The organism is Mycobacterium lehmannii, from assembly GCF_001499925.1.
Taxonomy (GTDB): domain Bacteria; phylum Actinomycetota; class Actinomycetes; order Mycobacteriales; family Mycobacteriaceae; genus Mycobacterium; species Mycobacterium lehmannii.
The window spans coordinates 22,175-43,612 of sequence record NZ_LQIR01000026.1 but is presented as its reverse complement, the minus strand read 5'-3'; the positions used below and the strand labels follow the sequence as shown (position 1 = coordinate 43,612).

The following is a 21,438-nucleotide window of genomic DNA, read 5'->3' as shown; positions in this document are numbered from 1 at the left end:
CTACGATGCCCAACGGAGCGACCAGCCCCTGGTCGCAATCCAATAGATCGAGCCTCCGGCAGAACCAGGGCGGTTCATTCCAGGCGTCTGGTCCGGTGTCGTAGTAGATTCCGCCGTTGACTCGGGCCTCGCCGATGTATCCGCCGTCTAACCCATCCCACTTGCCGAGAACTACGCGATCGGCATTTCCAAACTGATGCGTGGAAAGGTTTGCGAGCTCGCGGGCAAGGTCCGCTACTGGGCTTCCGTTCGCGAACGCTTCGTTCAAAGTGGACGCAATGATGGGTGCGTCGGGTGAGTAGCCAGCATCGCCAACCGGTGATGGGGGATGGCCACTGGCCGGTGGCTCGTAGGTAGATTCGGGCAGGGTCGAGTGATTGACTGTCCCTGTGGCACTTGGCAAGTCGATGATCTCGTCGGGTATGGCTCCTCGTGCGCCGTGAGCCAGGAGTGCGCCTTCGCCGCCGAGTATGGCGCTGGGCGCGGTGAGAGCGGTTCCGCCGGCGACCTCGCCCAGGTAGTGGCCGGGATACTTGGTCAGGTGGTCGAGATCCGCAGTGATCGAGTCGATCGGATTGGTCACCCGTTGCCACGTGCCTTTGGCCATGTCGGTCCAGGAGTCTTTCAAGTCCTCCCATCCATTGGCTCCGATCAGGTTTTTGATGCCCTCTTCGGTGTTGAACCAACCGTCGGCGAATCCGTCGGAAAAACTCGGCTTGGGCATCGATCCGTTCTCGGACGGCCTGGAGGCTGGTAGCGGTTTGTGTGCTGCGGCGACCATCGCGTCGAGCCGCTGCTCGATCTGGGTGGGCGGCACCCCGTCACGCAACATCGTCTCGCGGGCAAGCCTCTTGAACTGCTCGACCTTGGCCGGGTCCAGTGGCGCCGGCTGCGGGGGTGGGGCGGGCCGGTCAACAGGTGCGCCGGCGAGCTGATCTAACGCGCTGGCAAGGCTCTCGGGTTGGGATGCCGGTTCGCCGGACCTGGGATCCTTACGTTGCTCACCGGTGGCGGGCAGCAGCAGATCGCCTGCTGTCTTGCGCACCGGCTCGGTGGCCCCGCTGGCGGCGGTGATCGCGCCCGCCAGCTCGGTGTCGATGCGTTGTCCGTCGGCGAGCGCGGCGCCGATGCGCTGGTCAAGGTCGGCGACCTTGGCCGCCACTTGCGCGGCGTACTCCTCGGTCATGTGGCTGGTGTCGGGCGCGATCACCTGGTTGGTGCTTTCGTCGATGAGCACGGTCGGCGCGGCGGCGGCATCGTCGAGAATGCCTGTGATGGTCTGGGCCAGGGTCTCGGCGTCGTGGTGGATGCGTTCCATGCGGCTCGCGGCCGTACCGAGATTGTCAGCCACGCTTTCGTGGTCGACAGCCGTGGCCGTCATCGCCGACTTGGCCGCTTGTGCGCCCTGTCCCTCCCAAGTCGACACCGTGATCAACGAGCGATAGAACTCAGCAGAGTTGGTGTGGTTGTCGCAGGCCGCGCGCGCGGATCGGGCCAGGTCGGCGATCTCGGGTGGCCACTGCTTCAGGTCGGCCAGCGTCAGCGCCACGATGTCATCTCACAGCGCAGAACCGGCATCCTCGATACCCTCGGCGCCCCCGGCATCGGTGCGCACATAGCTGTCGGCCGCCGCGCGGTGTGCCCGCGCGTGCTTGGTGAAATCCGCGGCGAAACGTGCACCGTCGGCTTCCCACGCGGCCACCATCTTCGGCAACGCCGCAGCGCAAGCCCCCGATCCAAGAGCCGTACTACCCGCCCGCGCCTGCGCCGCCTGATGTGCGGTCTCAAACCCGCTGGCCTGGCCGTCCAGTTTGTCTGCGGTCATGCGCAACTCGATCGGATCGACCTTCAGCGGCTCACTCGAGTCCGACACCCTCCCCCCTTCACTGGGCCTAGCCGCACACTAACAGCGCTGCGGTGCAGTCCGACGCGGCAAATTTTGGCAGGGAGAGACCGCCCCAAGGCGCGGCGGACGGCACCCATGAGACGAAGGCGCCCAGTCGTCGCCCCGCCGCGAGTGGTTTCATGCAACATGGCGTTCCCCATGGCGATCGGAGGCGGCGCATGACTCTCGTCGACAACGCGACCGTCCGCCGGGCGGTGGGGGAGTTCGCGGCCCAACCTAATCAGCGAACTGCCCTCGATGTGCTTCGGTCGTGCATGTACAGCGAATTGCTCTTCGACATCACCGGGTCCGACGAGCCTCAGGACGGTTCGTTCGGCGCCGGATCCGAATTGCAATTCCGTGGCGGTACGGGGCCCGATGGCGGCCGGGCGCTTTATGTGTTCACCCGGCAGGAGGAGATTCCCCGCCTCTACCCTCCGGACACTCGCACCCAGTCGATGGTCACTCCGGCGACGGGTGCGCTGAGTTTCGCACGGAGCCGCCAGGACGCTTGGCTCTATATAGATCCTGCAGGTCCGACGTGCGGGCTGTCTGCGGCGGACATCGATTTCGCGCTGCGGAACCCGAACAACGAGCCGTTGAAGACGGCGCTCGCCGCACTGGATGCCGGGGACGCCGACAGGGAGGATGTCTTGCGAGTCCTGCTGACGGAGGGACCGTTGCTGCTGGGTGCGGACGGGAACTCCGTACCGGGCAAGACGTTGATTCGATCAATGACCCTGGGTGACGGCTCAACAGCTCTTGTCGGCTTCACCAGCGCTCCCGAGGTCGCCGCGCACAACCCGTTCGATGGGGTCGGCGATTTCACCACGCTCAGAGTGCTGGACATGGTTCGGAAGAACGGGCACGGCGGGATAGTGATCAACCCGGCAGGGCCGTCAATTGCCTTCTCGGCAGCAGAGATTGACGGCTGATGCTGCGCATCCTCATTGGGTCGATTCTGCGCGATCGGAACCATCCGGGATAAGCTCTCCCCATGGAACTACTACGCAACGTAGTTGTACTGTTGCACATCGTCGGCTTCGCGATCACCTTCGGCGGCTGGGCGGCCGAAGCCCTGTCGCGGCGCTTCCGCACGACGCGCGCCATGGATTACGGCCTGCTGCTGTCGCTTCTCACCGGACTCGCTCTCGCTGCGCCGTGGCCCGCCGGCGTCGAGCTCAACTATCCGACGATCGGCATCAAGCTGGTGATCCTCGTCGTACTCGGTGGACTTCTCGGCATGGGCAGCGCCCGTCAGAAGCGCACCGGCAACCCGATCCCGCGCCCGATGTTCTGGTCGATCGGCGTGCTGTCGTTCACCGCCGCAGCCATCGCCGTCCTGTGGTGACTAAACACTGTCAGCAAACTGTCGAAGAAGTGAATTGTCATACCCACCTGGAATAATGGTGTAGTGACGCAAACTGCAACCGAACGCCTGCACATCATCGAAGGAGCCGTCTGGAAGGACGCGGTGATCACTCTGCTGGAGGATCGCTCGCCCTACCGGCCGTGGCGCTACGGCTTCGGCGAAGCCCACGTCGGCGACCCTGTGGCCATCGTCTTGAACACCGATCCGCCGTCGGTCATGACGCGCCTCGGCCGCATCGGTCCCGACGGCCGCTTCGACCGCGCCGAGATCACCTGGGGCCTGCCGAGCCCCGGTCTGGTGGATCTCGACACCGTGGCACGGCTCGTGAGGTTCGCCGACGACGAGGACCCGCGCAAGGTGTGGCAGCTCCGCGGCGACGCGGCCACCCGCATGGCCCTCGCGTTGACCGACTGTGACGCCGGGGCCAAGCGATCGACCCGGTTCGGCCACTCCACCTTGGCCGCGGCGGCCGTCCTGCTCCATTGCCGCGGCAGGTGCACCGGATGCGGCGCCGTTCTCGACCTGCTCGGCCAGCATGCCCGCGACGCCTTCCGCATCCGCACTGTCGACTTCCCTGAACGCCCGCAACCTCAGCCGGTGATCATGGAAGCCACCAACGTGCCGACCTACTTCTACGGGCCGATACCCGACAAGTGTTGGCTGCCTGAGCTTCCTGCCGATTGGCCCGGCGTACTATGCCTGCGCTGCGACACCGCCATGCGTGACAGCGGCCTCACGAGCCTGATCGACTACCTGTTCTCCCAGCATCCGCGGTGCCCCTACTGCGGCGCCCAACGGACACAGAGCGCGCAGTTCGGGCACGTCTTCCATCTGGACTTCCCGCCGTGGGACGACTACCGCGGCTGTACCCGCCGTCTTAACGACGATTGGACCTGTACCGAATGCGGCGGCGAGTGGTGATCCGCTACCGGGCCCGAATGCGCTGCGCCACCTCGCCGTAGCGCTCGAATCGCTCCGGATCGGCCAGCGCGTTGTACAGCACGACGCGTGACGCCACCGGGCCGTACTTCTCGATGAGCGTGTCCGCCAACCCATCCCACGTCGCTTCCGTCGCGAACGTCGCGATGTGCTCGTCGGTGATGCACTCCGCCATGCCCTTGAGGTCACCAGCCTTCTGCTTTTCGCGGATGCGCGCCGTCGTGCCCTCGAAACCCGCCTCGTCCCAGATGAACGCGTAGTTCGGCGTGCTGCCGTAGAAGCTCATGCTGGTGCGCACCAGCTCCCGCTCGCGGTGACGCTCCTCGTCGGTGTCGCCGACGATGGTCATCACCGGCACGATTACCGCCACATCATCCGGTGATCGACTCGACTTCGCAGCTCCCTCAGTCACATTCGGCAGCACATGTCGCGCGATATATCCCGGCTCGCCCAGCGGATGCACATGGATCCCGTCGGCCACCTCGCCAGCCATCCTCAGCATCCACGGGTTCACCGCGGCCACATCGACCATCGGATCCGGCGCGTCGATCGGTCCCGCGTTCCACTGCGGGGTGATGAAGTCCAGGCTGTAGAAGTCCCCGCGGTGTTCCAGCTTGCCCGTCCGAAACGCATGGAAGCACGCCTTCACCGCCAGCACGTAGTCCCGCAGCCGCGGGCCCGGGCGCTCGAAGTCCACCCCGTAGCGGCGCACCACATGGGTGCGGACCTGCGTGCCCAGCCCGAGACGGAACCGGCCGCCCGACGCCTCCTGCAACTCCCACGCCGTCGCCGCCGTGACGAACGGGCTGCGCGGGAACGCCACCGCCACACCCGTCGACAATTCCAGCCCCGGCGCGGCCTGCGCCGCCACCGCCGCGTTCATGTACGGCGTGCGGCCGGTCTCGGTGAACAACAACCCGTCGAATCCGGCCGCCTGAGTACGCCTGGCCAGGTCACCGATGTCTTGCAGCGGTTGCGGGGTGGTCATCACGTCGACATGCACAGGTGGCACCCTACGCCCGAGTCGTCCCGGAAGTTTGGAAAGGCTTCACTCAACTACGAACGCCGACGCGGAATTTCGAACCTCCACCAATTTGAAGCCGCGTTTCGCTACCTTGGCAACACGCTTCGAATATGAACCCGATCTCGTCGGAGGGCATGGCAATGACCGAGCAGTTCCTGGAGCCCGCTCCGAGCAAAGCCGAACTCGCCATATCGAAGGGCTGGGTCCAGGGCGTCGCCCTGGTCATGGTCTTCGGCTTCCTGATCATGGGCATGCTGGCCGCCAGGACCTACTCCGACTCGATGCCGCAGCCGCAGCGCGTTGTCGGCCCCGACGGCCAGACACTCTTCACCGCGCAGGACATCACCGCCGGCCAGCAGATCTTCCTGCGCCGCGGGCTGCAGCAGTACGGGTCCGTGATGGGCCACGGCGGCTATCTCGGACCGGACTACACCGCCGAATACCTTCGCCTGTCCGCCGACCATGTCGGACAGGAGCTGCGCGACGCCGGAGTGCAGGATCCGACCGCCGCCGTCGTCGAGATGATGCGGACCAACCGTTACGACGAGGCCACCGGAACCCTGCAGTTCACTGCCGAGCAGGTAAGCGCATTCGAAGAGATCCGTAACTACTACGCCGACCTCTTCGGCACCGACTCCACCGAATACGGCCTCATCCCGCAGGTCATCACCGACCCGCAGGAAATCAAGGAGCTGACAGCGTTTTTCAGCTGGACCGCCTGGGCCAGTGCGGCGCAACGTGACGGCCACTCTTACTCCTACACCAACAACTGGCCACCGGAAGAGCGCGTCAACAACACGCCTACCGCCGACATCCTGGTCTGGTCGGCGATGTCGCTCATCGCGCTGCTCGCCGGGCTCGGCGCGCTGTTCGCCCTCTACGGCCGATGGAGCCGCAAAATCGGTTGGCACGCAACCGAAACGCCGTCGCTGAAGTTCCGCCAACCCGGTGAGGTGGCGATCACCCCGTCGCAAAAGGCGACCGCCTGGTTCTTTCTCGTTGTCGCGGTGCTCTTCCTCGCCCAGGCGATACTGGGCGGCGCGATCGAGCACTACCGTGCCGAATTGAGCGACTTCTTCGGCCTCGACCTGGCGCAGATCCTCCCGTTCAACTTGGCGAGGACCTGGCACGTGCAGCTGTCGCTGCTGTGGACCGCGGCATCGTTCCTTGCCGCGGGAATCTTCCTGGCGCCGATCATCTCCGGCCGCGAACCACGCCGGCAGTCCTGGCTGACCTACGGTCTGCTGGGCGCGTTGTTCGTCGTCGTCGCCGGCACGCTGATCGGCACGGCGCTGAGCACGTTCGGTGTCGACTGGGCGAAAGGCTCGATCTTCTTCGACCAGCAATGGGAGTACCTGGACCTGCCGCGGTTCTGGCAGGCGCTGCTCGTCATCGGGTTGTTCCTGTGGATGGCGATCATCTTCCGCGCGATCCGGTCCCGGCTGAAGACCGAGAGCAAGTTGAACATGCCGTGGCTGTTCTTCTACGCCGGTCTGGCCATTCCCGCGTTCTACGCCGTCGGCATGCTCGCCGGCACCGAGACGCATCTGACCGTCGCCGAGTTCTGGCGGTTCTGGGTGGTGCACCTGTGGGTGGAGGACTTCCTCGAACTGTTCACGACGGTCATGGTGGCCTACATCTTCGTGATGCTGGGCGTCGTGCGGCGCAAGATCGCCATCCAGCTGATCTTCCTCGACGTCATCCTCTACTCGATGGGTGGCGTCATCGGGACGATGCACCATCTGTACTTCTCGGGAACACCGGTGGAGCACATGGCTCTTGGCGCGTTCTTCTCCGCTCTCGAGGTCATCCCGCTGACGTTCCTGACCGTCGAGGCGTGGACGTTCCTGCAGCTCGGCTCGCGGCAACAATCCCGCAGCAGCGCGCCGTTCCCGCACCGGTGGGCGGTGATGTTCCTCGTCTCAGTCGGGTTCTGGAACTTCGTCGGCGCAGGCATTTTCGGCTTCCTGATCAACCTGCCGATCGTGTCGTACTACCAGATCGGCACCGCGCTGACCGCCAACCACGCGCACGGGGCGATGATGGGCGTCTACGGCATGCTCGCCGTCGGCTTGGCGTTGTTCGCGCTGCGCTACATCATCCCGCCGCAGCGCTGGCCGGAGAAGCTGGCCAAGCTGTCGTTCTGGTCGCTCAACATCGGTCTGGCGTGGATGGTGTTCGCCACCCTGCTGCCGCTCGGCGTCCTGCAGTTGTGGCATTCGGTGAACGACGGCTACTACGAGGCACGGACATTGAACTACATCACGCAGTCGGGCAACGCTGTGCTGGAGTGGTTGCGCATGCCCGGCGACTTCCTGTTCATCCTCGGCGGCGTGCTGCCGTTCCTCTGGATCGCCTGGCTGGGTGTGCGGTACGGCATCAAGGCGACCACGCACACGCTGCCCGCCGAGACGTTGTTCGTCGAAGAGCACGCCCACGCCGAGGAGGACCGCACCGGTATGGCGGTACCGGGACGCAGCCGTTATGCCTCGGACCGACGGGTGCCGCCCGACGAAAGCGGTGAGGGTCCGTGATCGCCGGCATCGGGATCGCGGCGTGGCTGACGATCGGCTACGCGCTGGTTCTCGTCGCCATCGCGTACGGCATCGACACGTTCGCCCGCCGCGCCGCGGCCAAGGTCGAGGGGCACCGGACGGGTGCGTTCGTCTACCACGAGGACCACGACGCCTGGCAGTGTCCGGAGGATCAGTGGTTGTGGCCCACGTCGTTTGACCCCGACAACCGGGTCATGCGCTACCGAGGCACCCCGTCGATCTGCAACGCCTGCCCGGTCAAGCACACGTGTACCTCGTCGCACGACGGCCGCGAGGTGAGCCGGGCGATCGACAGTTGGCCGGCGTCGGAGGCGGCGCGCTTCCATCGCGGAATCGCCTGTGCCGTCAGCGCCATCGCGGTGATCCTGCCGTCGGCGACGGCCCTGGCGGCCGACACCGTGCCGGAGGCCTTGCTGCTGGTGGGATCCGCCGTCGTGGTCGGTGTGATGAGCCTGCCGCTGTGGTCGCACCTACGACGCACCCCGGCCGTCCCTGACGGGGTGGTGTTCCAGTCGCTCGACGACAACCTCGAGGAACGAAAGCGGCTGGCTGAAGCGGAGATCCGTCGTCGAAGCTCGTATGCGTCCGATCGGCGGGCTGAGCCGAGGGAGGTGCTCTGATGGAGGCGTGGATGGTTGTCGTCGTGTTCTTCGCGATCGTGCTGCTAGCGGTCGCGGTCGCGTCGATACGCGTTGTCAAGGAGTACGAGCGTGGGGTGGCGTTCCGCCTTGGCCGGCTGCGCGGACCGCTGGGGCCCGGCATCGTCGTCGTGGTGCCCGGCATCGACAAGCTCGTGCGAGTGGACCTGCGAACCGTGACCCTGACGATCCCGCCGCAGGAGGTCATCACCCGCGACAACGTGACCGCGCGGGTCAATGCCGTGGTGCTGTTCCGGGTGACTGATCCGACGAAATCGGTGATGGCCGTGGAGAATTTCGCGATCGCGACGTCACAGATCGCACAGACCACGCTGCGTTCGGTCGTCGGGCGGGCCGACCTCGACACGCTGCTCGCGCACCGCGCCGATCTCAACGAGGATCTCGCGGCATCGATCGCCAAGCAGACCGAGCCGTGGGGGATCGTCGTCGAGGTCGTCGAGATCAAGGACGTCGAGATTCCCGAGATGATGCAGCGCGCGATGGCCCGCGAGGCCGAGGCCGAACGGGAGCGACGCGCCAAGGTGATCAGCGCGCGCGGCGAACTGCAGGCGTCGACCGAACTGCGGGACGCGGCGATCACGCTCAGCGAGAGCCCTGCATCGCTGCAATTGCGCTATCTGCAGACGCTGCTGGAACTGGGCGCCGACCAGAACTCGACCGTCGTGTTTCCGATTCCCATGGACATCGTGCGCCCGTTCCTCGAAGGCTCTCGGGACGATCCGGCGGCTCCCGGCGGCGCGATTCCTCACATCAGGAGGGTCAAATCCGATGAGTAGCAACACACCTGAACCCGCGACCGTCGACCAGAACGGTGACGCCGTCGACGACGGTCGTCCGGTGGTGCTCGAGCCCACCCCGCCCGGCCTGTGGCGGGCGCTGCTGGGAACCGCGGTCGCCGTCCTGGCGCCGCTGTTCGGGTTTCTGGTCGGCGGCATGATCGGAGCCGGGACGGTGGGGGAGTCGGTGGATCCGATGTTCCTGTCGCTGTTCGCCGGCATCGTGATCGGCGGCATCGGGGTATTGGTGGCGCTTTCGGGTGGCGCGCGGCTGTGGCGGCACTTCCACCGGAAGGACGACGCCGTCGAGCCCTGAGCGCTTGGTTATGGCGTTGATCCCGCGCTCAGGGCTTGAATTCCCTTGCATTTCAATCCTCACCGCAGAACTGTCATGATCAGGCGTCGAGCAGCGCGACGCCATCGCGCCAAGCGCGAAGCACCTCCTCGACGCGATCGGTCACCGTCGCCCGCGCAGTGTCGCGGTCGAGGCCCGACGCCACCAGCCGGTCGTAGTCGGTGTCGACATGGAGCACCGAGGCTGTGACCGCCCCACGGACCGCATCGTGTCCGATCTCGGGCACCGCCAGCCGTCGGGCTCGATCACGCGACTTGACGGCGGTGTGCAGCGCGATCGCGTCGGCACGATCGGTCGGACAGCCGGGGAACTGGTCCCGGATGATCGCAGCAATGCCATCGCTGCCGCGTACACCGGCGTCAGCGAGGCTGGCCACCGCGGTAGCCTCGATCACCGCCGGCTCGGCCAGGATGCCCTGCCTCTCGTACAAGCTGTGCCCCCCGTAGCGGAAGCGCCGAAGGTTCCTGCGCATCACGACGACCGGTGACCGGCTGAGCTTCACGGCGCGCCGGGTGAGCGCTGCGCTGCCCGCGGGCAGGAACTCCAGATGGCCGAACCCGGCGCAATCGAGGCACACCGTGCCGGACTTCGTTCTGAGGAAGACGCCGGACGCGCCAGAGCATTTGGCACATTCCGTCACATACGGTTCCTCCTCCGCATGTCTGACTCGTACATCCCCGCCGGCCATGCGCCGACGGTACGCCAGAAGTCCGACACCACGACCGACTGTGGTATCAAAGTGGTATCATCGCCCGCATGGGTATGACTCTCCGTACCAGCGAACGACAGACTGAGGCGCTGCGCCGTCAGGCCGAGGCCGAGGGCCGTTCCATGCAAGCCGTGGCACTCTCGGCCATCGACGAGTACATCGAGCGTCGTGCCCATCTGGCCGATGTGAAAGCGGTGTTAGACAGGGTGATTGAACGCGAACAGGGTGTGTTGCGGCGGCTAGCTGATACGTGACCGTCTATCTGGATCTCGATGACCTACTGCTGATCGCGGGGCGGGCAATCTCCGGCGAGGTGGTGATCAGGGATTACGGCCTACTGGAGTCGGCGGTGGTGCGCGCCAGGACCATCGTCGCCGGAGCCGAGGTCTATCCGGACATCGACACCAAAGCCGCCGCCGTCCTGCATTCACTCTGCCGCAACCGTGCCCTCGTCGACGGCAACAAACGCTTGGCATGGACGGCCTGTCAGGTGTTTCTTGGCCTCAACGGGCAGTGGGTGACCGCAAGTGAGGACGCTCGCTTCGACTTCATGATCGCCATCGCCTCGGGTGCGATTGACGACGTGCCCGAAATCGCCGCGCAGCTCCGGGCATGGTGCGACTAAGGCTCAACGCTCCGCAAGCCAGGCGAAGAACTCCTCGGCGGTGAACACCGGCTTGCCGTACTCCTGGGCCTTGCGCGCCTTGCCCGACTGTGTGCCCGCCTCGGCCGTCACCAATACCTCGCACCGCGTCTTGGTCACCGACCGCACCGGCTTGAGACCCGCTTTCGCGGCCAGCCGCTCGATCTCCTCGCGCTCCACCACGCGACCCGATGAATCCAAAGCCGTTCCGGTGAAACAGATCCGCGCCCCTGGCACCAGTGCGTCTTCGATATCGTGCCGCGCCACCAACACCGCGTCACTCACCACGTCGATGCCTAACAGCGCGGACGCGTTGTGCAGCCGGGCGACAACCTCGTCAGGCAGCAACGAGCGGGAAGCGGCCGCTCGCAGTTGATCAGCCACTGCCGACCGCGCCGCCGCGTCCCACGACGAGTCGAGGTTTCGGTGCACCGATGCGCCCAGCATCACGGCCCCCACGTCGCGGCTGATCCGCAACAGCGCCGACAACCCGGGCAGATGATCGGCCTTCGGTGTCGGCACGTCCGGATCACGGCTGACCAACAGGCCCGAAACCGATTCTGCCGGTTCGGGTTCCTCGAACGCCGTCGAGCCAGCCTCGACATCAGCCTGCGCGTGTGCCGCCAGCGCCGACCGCGCACGTTCCAACGCCGTTCGCCCCGACACGCGCGCTTTACGCAACTCGATGCCCAACGGCATCACCGCCACATGTCCGAGCCTCTTGAGTTCGAAGTCGATCAGCCCCAGCGTCTCGTCCACCGCCGGCCCGACGGGCGTGCAGCCCGCCAACATCGGCGCGATCACCGCCCAGGCCTCGCGCAGGGTCGGCGCCAGCAGCACGTCGGAAACACTGATGCCGTAGGCGCTTCGCGCATCGGCGAGATCGCGCTGCGGGTTGATCAGCGTCGAGACCCCCGTACCATCGTCGAACGCCACCGCCAGTTCCACTGGCCTGGGTCGAGACATTCGGCCCTCGTCGCCGACGGTCAGCATCCCGATCGCGCAGTACTTGCGCGCCGTGGCACCGCCGACCGAACTACGCAGGAACCGGGCGATCCGCCGGTCGGTCTTCAGATCTTTGGGCAGCACGGGGCGTTTGAGCACCAGACCGGCCAACGAGGTGCAGCGGCTCAACGCAACGTATAGCTGCCCGGTCGAGAACATGCCCCCGGTGAGGTCGACGACCACTCGTTCCAGCGTCTGGCCCTGACTCTTGTGGATCGTGATCGCCCACGCCAGCTTGAACGGCAGCTGGGTGAACGTCCCGATCACCTCGCGCCGCAACGCCCCGCCGTCGACCACCGGACGGGTGGCCTCCCATGTGAACGGCGTGACCTCCGCACACGATCCGTCGGTGAACTCGACCTCGACAACCGCGCCGTAGCGGTCGTAACCCACCCCGACGACACGGCCGAGCGAGCCGTTGACCCACCGGTCGCCCTGGTCGTTGTTCAGCATCATCACCTGCGCGCCGACCTTGAACCGCAGCTCGTCCTCGATCGGCTTGTCGAACAGCGACAGGTCGCCCGACTCGCTGGCGCGGTGCACCATTTCGTCGCCGGGTAACCGCTCCAGCTGTTGCCGGTTGCGTGCGGTCACCAGCCGATTCGTCGGCGCCAGGGTCAGCCAGAACTCGTCGTCGGGCGGCACGAAGTCCTTGTCGGCGCGGGCGTTGAGCTGCTCCTGGGCGTGGCCCAGCAGCACCCCCTCGCGAATCTCATTGAGGATGGCCGTCATTCGGTCGTCGCCGAGCTGACGGAACACCGTCGTCAACGAGACGGTGGGGAAGTCGTCGCGGTCGAACTTGCGGGCCGAGAAAAAGTACGGGGTGTCGTAGACCGTCGTGAAGTAGCCTTCCTCACCGTCGCCGACGACCGGTGGAAGCTGGTACAGGTCGCCGACGAGCACGATCTGCACGCCGCCGAACGGTGCTCCCGGTTCGGGACCGAACCGCTCGAGCGCCGTGGCGACCATGTCGAAGACGTCGGCGCGAACCATCGACGCCTCGTCGATGATCAACGTCTGCAACGACGCGAGTGTCTTGGCGAACCGACCCGGCCGGTACTGGCCGCCGGTGACGTCGTGAAGCGTCGTCGTGGTGCGGAACCCGAACAGCCGATGGATGGTGTAGCCGTCGACGTTCAGCGCCGCGATACCCGTCGGCGCGACCACCACGACGTTGCGGTCGGTCTCCGCCATGAAGTGCCGAATCAACGTCGACTTGCCGGTGCCGGCCTTACCCGTGAGGAACAGGTGCCGGCCGCCGGCAAGGAGCGCCAACGCGTCGCGGAACTCGTCGGTGAGGATCAGTTCCCCGCTCACGGGTGGCACAGTACCCGCGTGCGCGGGAGTTACCACGACTGCCGTTTTCGGCAGTGTCGGATGCGGCACACTTGAACATGTGGCGGACTTGTTGATCGCGGTCAATCCGCAGGAGGATTCCCGGTTGCGCTACCTGCTACGTGTGCCGCAGCCGGGCGGCGACCTGCTGTTCCGGACGTCGGACACCTGGCCTCGGGTCAAGGCGCTGTACTGCCATCCGATGAGAATCGAGGAATGGCCCGCCGACGCCGAGATCGTCGAACGGCTACCGCTGCAAAGCTGTCAACGGCGAGGTGGTGCCATCGATGTGATCCTCACACGCGGCCGGGAGAACCGATCGCAGATCGTCTTCACCACCGCGCGAGGCCGCGAGACCGTGTTCTGGCAGTCGCCGCGCACGCGTAAACAGGCGCGACCCAACGTCCGGACACCGACCGCGCGCGCCCAAGGCATCGAGCGGTTGCCGATCCTGGTGGACGCGCACGAACGGTACGCGTACACATTCGGCACCCAGCAGGTCAGCCTGGAGAAACGAGCGCTGCCCTGCGGCGACTACGGGGTCGCCGTCGACGGGACACTGGTGGCCAGCGTAGAGCGAAAGTCGTTGTCGGATCTGGTATCCAGTCTGACCAGCGGCAAGCTCCGCTACCAGGTGGGGCACCTGGCGTCGCTTCCGCGCGCAGCGGTCGTCGTCGAGGACCGGTACTCGCAGCTGTTCCGCGTGGACTATGTGCGTCCAGCGGTCGTCGCCGACAACCTCGCCGAGCTGCAGATCCGTTGGCCGACAGTGCCTATCGTGTTCTGCGAGACCCGGCGACTCGCCGAGGAGTGGACGTACCGGTTCCTCGCCGCGGCCCATACCTGGGCGGTCAGCGAGGAGGCGACGGTGCGGCGCATCGTCACGGTACCGGTCACGGTCTCGTCGTCATCGTCATCTACGGAGTCCGGGCCCAGCACCGCCTCGGTCCGCGCCTGGGCGCGGGACGCCGGGCTGCCGGTGCCCGATCGGGGTCGACTGCGTCCGGAAATCTGGCAGGCCTGGCGGGAAGCCAACGACGTCCAGTGACGCCGTGCGCTCGCGGTCAGATTACGGCCATCGCTTCGCGCTCGATGACCTCCGCCGCGGCCCGCTCGCCGGATCGTACGGCCCCGTCGATGAAGCCATACATCACTGCCGAGGTCTCGGTACCGGCCCAGTGGATCCGTCCGCACGGCTCACGCAGCGCGGGACCGAATTCGGTGAGCACACCCGGCGGGGCGTGCGCGATCATCCCGCCACCGGAGTACCGCTCCACGGTCCAGTTCTGTTCGACATAGTCCACCGGCGAAAGTGCCTTGTCACCGAACCTTTCGGCGACAGCGGCGAGCACCGCCCGCTTGCGCTCGTCGTCATCGAGATTCGTCAACCGTCGTGCCTCCGGTCCCTCGGTGATGACGGTGAGCATGCCGGGAGTGCCGGTGTTCGTGCACGAGTCGATCGTCAGGTTCGCCGGTGATCCCGGTGCGAACGACTGCCCCGACAGGCCGTCGGCCCGCCAGAACGGTTCGTCGAACACCAGCGCGATCTTGTAGACCGCTCCGCTCGGCATGCGCTGGTGTAGAAATGATCGATCCGCGGGAAGCATTGGCTCATAGGTGATCTGGCTGGCAATCGAGATCGGCACCGCGATGATCGCCCGGCGTGCGTTGACCACCATGTCGTCGGAGCGCACTATCACCCCGTCGACATTCTGCTCGATGCTGCGCACCGGCTGCGACAGGTGGATCGCGTCACCCAGTTCCGTGGCGACCGCTCGATGGATGGCGCCCATACCGCCGACGGGCCGCGCGTCCTCGGCTGCGTCCTTGACGCCCAGCACGAAGCTCGGTCCGCCGGCCGATGCCATCTGGTAGAGCACGAACAGCAACGAGATCTCCGACGCCGCCGACGTATACAGCCCGGAGACCGAACTCTCGAGCAGTTCGTGAGCCGGTTTCGACAGCGTGTTTCTGTCCAGCCACGCCGCCCAGCTGATCTGGTCCCACTTCTGCGCCTTGCGCGCGGTCCACGGCGCCTCGACCGGGATGGCCTTGCACATCTGCGTGAGTTCGAGGAAGACCGCACCCAAGTTGGCGACCGCCCACGGGCTCATCGACAGCGGGATCGTCCCGGTGTAGCGGTACTTTTTGCCGTCGATGAACATCATCGCGTCACCGTCGGTGTACTGCTTGTAGCTCGGCACCCCGAATTCCTTCATGAGCGCATAGATCGCGTCCTGTCCGGGACCGATCCACGCGCCTCCACGGTCGATCCACGAACCGTCGTCACGAACCTCGGTGAAAGTACGGCCGCCGATACGGTCGCGAGCCTCCAGTAGCGCCACCGACTGGCCCGCCTGCTTCAAGCGCAATGCCGCGGTCAGACCGGCGAACCCGGCACCCACGACGCAATAATCCACGTCTGCCATGACAGCCCCTTCGATCGATTTGCGCGGGGCCGGGCGGCCGAGTGCAAGCCTCGGCGCGCCCTCATGCAGGCGCGAAGGCATTCAGACTCAACGCCTGATTGTCGTACCTGTCAATCAACCGTTGCGTCGGCAAAGTCTCGTGGGTGCCGATGTTTTCGGGTCGACCGTCGGCCGTTCATTGCGGCCTCGAGCGTCTGCGTGAGTGCTTCTCAGCGACGGTGGTCCACCTTGGTGTCGGAGACCTTGTCGCTCAACGTAGTCGGGTCATGCGGTCGACGCCTCGACCCGGAGTTCTTCGTACGCCGCGCGCACAAGTTCCTCGTCGGCAAGCCGCGGCCGCTCCAAGTATGCACCGGGAATCAACAAGGCGACCTCGTCCCGCAGCGCCCACAGCGTGCTCCGCGGCGGCAGGTGAACCACGAACCGGATCCGCTCACACCCCGCCTCCTCACGGACCCGGCGTACGACGTCGAGAATCGCCGTGTCAACAGAGTCCGCACGCACGGTTCCAGTCCAACATCGGTCCTGCGAGCAAGCCGAATAGCGGAGCAAGCGCCCGCGCGGACGGGCCAGTGCGATGGCGACCGATGTGATCATGCCCGCACTGTATGCGCGGGGTCCGACATCAAGTCAGGTCCGCGTGTGTGTCGAGGCGCCGCGAAGATGTTGTCGCACAACGTCACGCGCCGACACACCGGAACCCGATGTGCGTGGTGGCGCTGTCCTGCGACTGAGAGGACCGAGCGGCCGGCCGGTAGCGATGGCAGTACTCGGGCGCGCAGAGGTGTGAGCCGCCCTTGAGCGTCTGGAATTTCGACGGGTCGCCGGTGGGCGGCGCACAGCAACCGGACTTCTGGGCTTCGGGGCGGTGGCCAGGCGCGTACGGCGTCGTCGTCCATTCCCAGACGTTGCCGATCATGTCGACGAGTCCGAATGCGTTGGGCGGGAACGTGCCCACCGGGGAGGTGCCCACCCAGCCGAGCGCGCCGTCGTTGCGGTACGGGAAGTGGCCCTGCCATACGTTGGCCATCAGGCGTCCGTCCGGCTGCGCTTCGTCGCCCCAGGCGTATCGGGATTGGGATCCGGCTCGCGCGGCGTACTCCCACTGCGCTTCGGTCGGCAGGCGGCGGCCCGCCCAGGCGGCGTAGGCCGACGCATCCGGATACGCCACCTGTACGACGGGGTGGTCGGGGCGGTCGTCGATCGACGATCCGGGCCCGAACGGGTGGCGCCAGCTGGCGCCCGGCACCCAGGTCCACCATTGCCGCCAGTCGCGCAGGTTGACGGGGCCGCGGGTTTGGCGGAAGACGAGTGCGCCGGGCACCAGGTCGTCGGGCGAGGCTCCCGGGTAGGCGGCGGGGTCGAGCTCCTGTTCGGCGAGGGTGATGTAACCCGTGTCGGCGACGAACTCGGCGAACTGCGCGTTGGTGACGGGGTGGCGCTCGACCGCGAACGCCGCGACCGTCACTTCGTGGACGGGCGCCTCCTCCGGATAGAAGTCGGCCGATCCCATCTGGAAGGTGCCCGCGGGCAGCTCCATCAGTTCGGTCAGCATCACGTCCAGGCTAGGCGTTGTGGCGGCTTCCCCGACGCGAACCCGTGTAGGTGCCGACCCGTCGCGGCAGGTCACCGCCCGCGTACTCCGCATGACGTGCGCGACGGGCAGGGGCTGAGGTCCTACCGCGACGGGAATGTGATCGGCAACGCAGCGGTTGGATGGCGTATGGCGAAGATGACGACCGATGAGCGCGAGAAGTTCCTGTCCGACGTCCACGTGGGCGTCATCGCCGTCGAGCGCCCCGACCGGGCGCCGCTGAGCGTGCCGATCTGGTACGGCTACCAGCCGGGCGGTGAGGTGCTGCTGTGGACGGAGTCGGCGTCGACCAAGCACCGGCTGATCGAGAATGCCGGCCGGTTTTCGATCACCGCGCAGGACGAGGCGCCGCCGTATCGGTATGTCACCGCGGAGGGCGACGTGACTGGTATCGAACCCGCCGAGGACGCGATCGTCCGCGAGATCGCCATCCGTTACCTCGGTGAAGAAGAAGGCAACACCTTCACCGACCAGAACCTCACGTCGACGTCGGTCATCATCCGTATGCGCCCGAAGCGCTGGCTGAGCGTCGACTACTCGTCGGAGTAGCAACTCCCTTTCTCTCTTGCACGTGCGTGCTTGCTTCGCACTCGTAGACCGCTGGGCGTCGCGAATCTTACTGGCGAGACGCGCCTAAGCGCTTGGCCCCCTGATCTGCCGGTTTCCTCCGTGGCATCGGCGTGTGCGGAATTTCTCTAGACTGGTCGCAGCCGACGTGCTGCCGTTGTCCTTCGTCGATTCCGGTTGGTGCTCCGCTGTCACCAATGGTTCGGACACGAGCCCGCTTACGCCCGCACGAACACAGGACGACAATTGGCAATCACCGACGTCGGTGCCTACACCCACTTGACCGAAGCGGACATCGAGGCCCTCGGTGTCGAGTTGGACGCCATTCGCAGAGATATCGAGGAGTCGCTCGGGGAACGCGACGCGGCCTACATCCGACGCGCGATCATCTTCCAAAGAGCACTCGAAGTGACGGGCCGGATGCTCATCGGCGTCAGCCGGTCGCGCACCGGCTGGCTTGTCGGTACGGCGTCGTTGGCGTTCGCCAAGTGCGTCGAGAACATGGAGATCGGCCACAACGTGTCCCATGGGCAATGGGATTGGATGAACGATCCGGAAATCCATTCCACTACATGGGAATGGGACATGGTCGCTGTCTCGGCGCAATGGAGGTACTCGCACAACTATCGCCACCACATGTTCAGCAACGTGGTGGGTGTGGACGACGACCTCGGGTTCGGCATCATGCGGATCACCCGCGATGAGCCTTGGCAACCGGTCCATCTCCTGCAGCCCTTACGAAACCTGTTGCTGGCGGCCATCTTCGAGTGGGGCATCGCGCTGCATGGTGTTCATTCCGAACGCGACCGCGCCGAGGGTGACACCGCGAGGGTGAAGCGCGAGAGAAAGAAGCTGATCCGCAAGATCGCCCGCCAGGGCGTCAAGGACTATGCGTTGTTTCCGGCGCTGAGCGGACGGCGCTGGCGTCGCACCCTGGCCGCGAACGCGGCGGCGAACCTCGTGCGCAACCTGTGGACCTATGTGGTGATCTTCTGCGGCCATTTCCCCGATGGAGCCGAGAAATTCACCGCCGAAGCGCTCGATGAGGAGAGCCGCGCCGAATGGTATCTGCGGCAGATGCTGGGCGCGGCCAATATCGACGCCGGCCCGTTGCTGGCATTCTCGACCGGCAACCTGTGCTACCAGATCGAACACCACCTGTTCCCCGACCTTCCGAGCAACCGCCTGGCAGAGGTCGCCGTGCGGGTGCGGGCCGTCTGCGAGAAATACGACCTGCCCTACACCAGCGGCTCACTCGTGCGCCAATACCTTCTGACGCTGCGGACCATCCACAAACTGGCCCTCCCGGACCGCTTCCTCACGGCGACGAGCCACGACGCCCCGGAAACCGCTTCGGAGCAGAAGTTCGCTTGGCCAGGAAGGTCCGTCACACTCGGGAGCGGCGCGAGGTGTAAGGCCACGGACTGTTGCGCTCCGGAACGGATTCCGCGCGGGCCTGCTTGAGTTGCATGCGAAGGTGCTGACGCAGGTCGTGCAGGTCCGGATCCGTCCACCGGTTGCGGGCCTCGCACGGGTCGTCGGTGAGGTCGTACAGCTCCCACTGGTCGTCGAGCGGCGACGTCCGATAGGCCTCGCCACCGATGCCGTTGGCCGCGAGATGACGCACCCCCGGCTCGGTCCACGTCGCCGGATCGTCGAACGTGCGCACCAGCTTCCACAGGTGCCCCTGGCCGCCGGCCTGGTCGACGCGCACCACCAGTCCCTCGAAGTTGGACGCGACGTGCGCCGGCACCCGAATCCGCAGAGGTGCAGGGGGTTTCGTCGACATCTTCAGCTTGCGGGCCATACCGGATGCGCCGGTATCACCCTCGAGCACGTTGTCGCGGGTCATCAGGTACACCGCTCGCGATTCGTCCACCGCCGCGCCGTCGACCACCGGCATCAGATTGCGGCCCGGGAGATCGTGCACCTCGGAGAAGGTCTCGGCCAGCTTCGCCGCAGCCGCCTCGACGTCGACACCGGCGGCGCCCAACAGCGTCGGGACGATGTCCACGTGCGATGTCGGCGCCGTCACCGTCCGCGGCTGCGTGGCCTGGTCACCGATCCGCGCCACCACGAACGGCACCCGCGTCGCCTCGTCGTACAGGTTGAACCACTTCTGGTGCAGTCCGCCGTGCGCGCCGAGCAGGTCGCCGTGATCCGACGTGCGGACCAGCACCGCGTTCTGCGAGCCGCCCTCGGTGACCGCGCGTCGCACGCGATCGATCGGGGCGTCGACCTCGGCGTGCAGCCGGTAATACAGGTCCCGGTACCGCTGGGCCTGACGGGTGTAGGTGCGGTCGATGGCCGGAGCCGGTCCGTAGCCCGAGTAGTAGGCCTCCCGGTAGGCGATCTGCGCGGCGGGTTTGGTCGACAGGTCCTCATCGGCGGTCGGCGCCGGCGGGATCGGCGGCGGGTCGAGCGGCGACGGGCGCACCGGGCTGCGCCGCTGCCACGCCGGGAACAGCACGATGTCGTGCGGGTTGACGAAGCTGGCCACCAGCAGGAACGGCCGCATGGCGTCGACGTCTCCCGCACGGCGGCGGTCGTAGCGGTCCCGCAGCCACGCCACCACGCGGTCGGCGATCAGCGGATCGCGCCGAAGCCCCGCGTTGGCCAACGGGGCGCCGTGCGGTTCCGGGCCGACCCAGCCCGAAAAACCGTACGGTGCAAGGGGATCGGCGTCGATATAGCGTTGCACGGCCTTCGGGTCGACGACGCCGTGCTCGTCGTTGGTGGCCAGCGGCTGACCGGTGGACGGATCGGTCAGGTCGGCGTGCGAGATGTGCCACTTGCCGTCGTAGTGCGTGTCGTAACCGGCGGCGCGGAACCAGTTGCCCAGTGTGGGCACCTCGTTCGGGCGCAGCCAACGCATGCGGGAGTCGTCGTAGACCTTGCCGATGCCGTCGGTCTGGGTCACGCCGTGCAGGTCGGGGTACTGGCCGGTGAAGATCGTCGGGCGACTGGGCACGCAGGCCAGCGATCCGGTGTAGTGCCGTTGAAAGCTCACGCCGTGCTCGTCGAACCAGGCGCGACCGGTGAGCGTGTCGCGGCGCCAAGCGAGGACGTCGGGCGCCTCGTAGGGCGGCACCGCGCGCTCCTCGTCGGTCATCACGATGATGATGTCGGGCCGATCTGTCATGGGGTGTTCTCCAATCGCTTCGCCAGCGCGGCGAGCATTTTGTCGGATCCGCGGGCCAACGCCCGGCTGGCTAACCGTTCGACGAGTTGCTGCGTTCTGCCGCGGCCCTTCCGCACGGTGCTGGTGATCGTCACGACCGTCTCGCCACCGCTGGTCGGTTCGAGTTTCCAGCGGTTACTCACCTTGCCCAGGAACTTGGGCAGGCCCTCGATCTCGTAGGCGAGGGCATACTGCGGATCACATTCGGTGACGGTTTCGACCAGCGTGTTACGGCCGATCTGCACGCGCCGCGCCGTTCCGACCAACGCGCCGTCCGGACCGCGCGTCAGGATGGAGGAGTGATCGACGTCGAGCCACGACGCGATGGCTCCGAAATCGGCGAGTACATCCCAGATCTGCGTCGGGCTCGCGACAATGACGCGGTTGCGGTCGGCTTCGGCCACGGCCCC

The 21,438-nt window shown here is 66.3% G+C and carries 21 protein-coding genes and 1 pseudogene; 12 read left to right on the top strand and 10 right to left on the bottom strand.

Annotation, left to right across the window (positions count from 1 at the left end):
- Together AU192_RS15625 and AU192_RS15620 are read right to left on the bottom strand one after the other, a co-directional pair.
- A pseudogene (locus AU192_RS15625) lies at positions 1-1,549 on the bottom strand (hypothetical protein); the annotation flags it as partial.
- Between the two features lie 9 nt (positions 1,550-1,558).
- The gene (locus AU192_RS15620; protein ID WP_120275669.1) at positions 1,559-1,873 is read right to left on the bottom strand and encodes a type VII secretion target; all 315 of its coding nucleotides are present in this window, start codon (positions 1,871-1,873) and stop codon (positions 1,559-1,561) included.
- 191 nt (positions 1,874-2,064) lie between these two features.
- Here AU192_RS15620 and AU192_RS15615 point away from each other — a divergent pair, with 191 nt between their 5' ends.
- The 3 genes from AU192_RS15615 (at position 2,065) to AU192_RS15605 (ending at position 4,178) form a co-directional block, all read left to right on the top strand.
- Positions 2,065-2,820 carry an SseB family protein gene (locus AU192_RS15615; RefSeq protein ID WP_064397731.1) on the top strand — a complete coding sequence of 252 codons (756 nt, stop codon included), beginning with the start codon at positions 2,065-2,067 and terminating at the stop codon, positions 2,818-2,820.
- A 62-nt stretch (positions 2,821-2,882) separates the two neighbouring features.
- A complete protein-coding gene (locus AU192_RS15610) occupies positions 2,883-3,236 on the top strand; it encodes a hypothetical protein (protein ID WP_064397729.1) in 354 nt (117 codons plus the stop codon).
- Between the two features lie 63 nt (positions 3,237-3,299).
- A complete protein-coding gene (locus tag AU192_RS15605; protein WP_064397727.1) occupies positions 3,300-4,178 on the top strand; it encodes a hypothetical protein in 879 nt (292 codons plus the stop codon).
- Between the two features lie 4 nt (positions 4,179-4,182).
- On the opposite strand, the gene AU192_RS15600 is transcribed toward AU192_RS15605, so the two are convergent.
- Positions 4,183-5,199 (bottom strand): TIGR03617 family F420-dependent LLM class oxidoreductase, encoded by a 1,017-nt coding sequence (locus tag AU192_RS15600; protein ID WP_064397725.1) that lies wholly within the window; start codon positions 5,197-5,199, stop codon positions 4,183-4,185.
- Positions 5,200-5,360: 161 nt separating this feature from the next.
- Between AU192_RS15600 and AU192_RS15595 the strand changes: the two genes are divergently transcribed.
- Genes AU192_RS15595 through AU192_RS15580 form a run of 4 tightly spaced genes read left to right on the top strand, consistent with a single transcriptional unit; the run spans position 5,361 to position 9,526 of the window.
- Positions 5,361-7,754, top strand: coding sequence for a nitric-oxide reductase large subunit (locus AU192_RS15595; protein ID WP_066811274.1), 2,394 nt, complete (start codon positions 5,361-5,363; stop codon positions 7,752-7,754).
- Positions 7,751-8,395, top strand: coding sequence for a hypothetical protein (locus tag AU192_RS15590; protein WP_064397723.1), 645 nt, complete (start codon positions 7,751-7,753; stop codon positions 8,393-8,395). Before AU192_RS15595 ends, AU192_RS15590 begins: the two co-directional genes overlap by 4 nt.
- On the top strand, positions 8,395-9,210 hold the full coding sequence (locus tag AU192_RS15585) for an SPFH domain-containing protein (RefSeq protein ID WP_064397721.1): 816 nt from the start codon (positions 8,395-8,397) through the stop codon (positions 9,208-9,210). The genes AU192_RS15590 and AU192_RS15585 overlap by 1 nt, the downstream gene beginning before the upstream one ends.
- Complete coding sequence (locus AU192_RS15580) at positions 9,203-9,526, top strand: hypothetical protein (RefSeq protein ID WP_064397720.1); 324 nt, start codon at positions 9,203-9,205, stop codon at positions 9,524-9,526. The genes AU192_RS15585 and AU192_RS15580 overlap by 8 nt, the downstream gene beginning before the upstream one ends.
- Positions 9,527-9,605: 79 nt before the next feature.
- Here AU192_RS15580 and AU192_RS15575 read toward each other — a convergent pair whose 3' ends face one another.
- A complete protein-coding gene (locus AU192_RS15575) occupies positions 9,606-10,253 on the bottom strand; it encodes a DUF2293 domain-containing protein (protein WP_082695030.1) in 648 nt (215 codons plus the stop codon).
- A 68-nt stretch (positions 10,254-10,321) separates the two neighbouring features.
- Between AU192_RS15575 and AU192_RS15570 the strand changes: the two genes are divergently transcribed.
- Both AU192_RS15570 and AU192_RS15565 read left to right on the top strand, forming a co-directional pair.
- Positions 10,322-10,528 (top strand): hypothetical protein, encoded by a 207-nt coding sequence (locus tag AU192_RS15570; protein WP_064397715.1) that lies wholly within the window; start codon positions 10,322-10,324, stop codon positions 10,526-10,528.
- The gene (locus AU192_RS15565; RefSeq protein ID WP_064397712.1) at positions 10,525-10,899 is read left to right on the top strand and encodes a type II toxin-antitoxin system death-on-curing family toxin; all 375 of its coding nucleotides are present in this window, start codon (positions 10,525-10,527) and stop codon (positions 10,897-10,899) included. Before AU192_RS15570 ends, AU192_RS15565 begins: the two co-directional genes overlap by 4 nt.
- 3 nt (positions 10,900-10,902) lie before the next feature.
- Here the strand turns inward: AU192_RS15565 and AU192_RS15560 are convergent, their stop codons facing one another.
- On the bottom strand, positions 10,903-13,239 hold the full coding sequence (locus AU192_RS15560) for an AAA family ATPase (protein ID WP_082695029.1): 2,337 nt from the start codon (positions 13,237-13,239) through the stop codon (positions 10,903-10,905).
- 79 nt (positions 13,240-13,318) lie between these two features.
- Between AU192_RS15560 and AU192_RS15555 the strand changes: the two genes are divergently transcribed.
- Positions 13,319-14,305: an ERCC4 domain-containing protein gene (locus AU192_RS15555; RefSeq protein WP_064397710.1), complete on the top strand. Its 987-nt coding sequence runs from the start codon at positions 13,319-13,321 to the stop codon at positions 14,303-14,305.
- Positions 14,306-14,321: 16 nt separating this feature from the next.
- Here AU192_RS15555 and AU192_RS15550 read toward each other — a convergent pair whose 3' ends face one another.
- The 3 genes from AU192_RS15550 to AU192_RS15540 all read right to left on the bottom strand — a co-directional run bounded on the left by AU192_RS15550 (position 14,322) and on the right by AU192_RS15540 (position 17,241).
- On the bottom strand, positions 14,322-15,686 hold the full coding sequence (locus AU192_RS15550; protein WP_064397707.1) for a flavin monoamine oxidase family protein: 1,365 nt from the start codon (positions 15,684-15,686) through the stop codon (positions 14,322-14,324).
- Between the two features lie 264 nt (positions 15,687-15,950).
- Entirely contained in the window at positions 15,951-16,283 is a 333-nt protein-coding gene (locus AU192_RS15545; protein ID WP_064397705.1) for a hypothetical protein, read from the bottom strand.
- 82 nt (positions 16,284-16,365) lie between these two features.
- Positions 16,366-17,241: a formylglycine-generating enzyme family protein gene (locus AU192_RS15540; protein ID WP_064397743.1), complete on the bottom strand. Its 876-nt coding sequence runs from the start codon at positions 17,239-17,241 to the stop codon at positions 16,366-16,368.
- 168 nt (positions 17,242-17,409) lie between these two features.
- Here AU192_RS15540 and AU192_RS15535 point away from each other — a divergent pair, with 168 nt between their 5' ends.
- Together AU192_RS15535 and AU192_RS15530 are read left to right on the top strand one after the other, a co-directional pair.
- Positions 17,410-17,829 carry a pyridoxamine 5'-phosphate oxidase family protein gene (locus AU192_RS15535; protein WP_174523646.1) on the top strand — a complete coding sequence of 140 codons (420 nt, stop codon included), beginning with the start codon at positions 17,410-17,412 and terminating at the stop codon, positions 17,827-17,829.
- 264 nt (positions 17,830-18,093) lie between these two features.
- Positions 18,094-19,311: a fatty acid desaturase family protein gene (locus tag AU192_RS15530; protein ID WP_064397703.1), complete on the top strand. Its 1,218-nt coding sequence runs from the start codon at positions 18,094-18,096 to the stop codon at positions 19,309-19,311.
- Here the strand turns inward: AU192_RS15530 and AU192_RS15525 are convergent.
- Together AU192_RS15525 and AU192_RS15520 are read right to left on the bottom strand one after the other, a co-directional pair.
- The gene (locus AU192_RS15525) at positions 19,235-20,989 is read right to left on the bottom strand and encodes a sulfatase family protein (protein ID WP_120275666.1); all 1,755 of its coding nucleotides are present in this window, start codon (positions 20,987-20,989) and stop codon (positions 19,235-19,237) included. The two genes, AU192_RS15530 and AU192_RS15525, sit on opposite strands and share 77 nt — an antisense overlap.
- Complete coding sequence (locus tag AU192_RS15520; protein ID WP_064397699.1) at positions 20,986-21,432, bottom strand: SRPBCC family protein; 447 nt, start codon at positions 21,430-21,432, stop codon at positions 20,986-20,988. The genes AU192_RS15525 and AU192_RS15520 overlap by 4 nt, the downstream gene beginning before the upstream one ends.
- Positions 21,433-21,438: the final 6 nt, after the last annotated feature.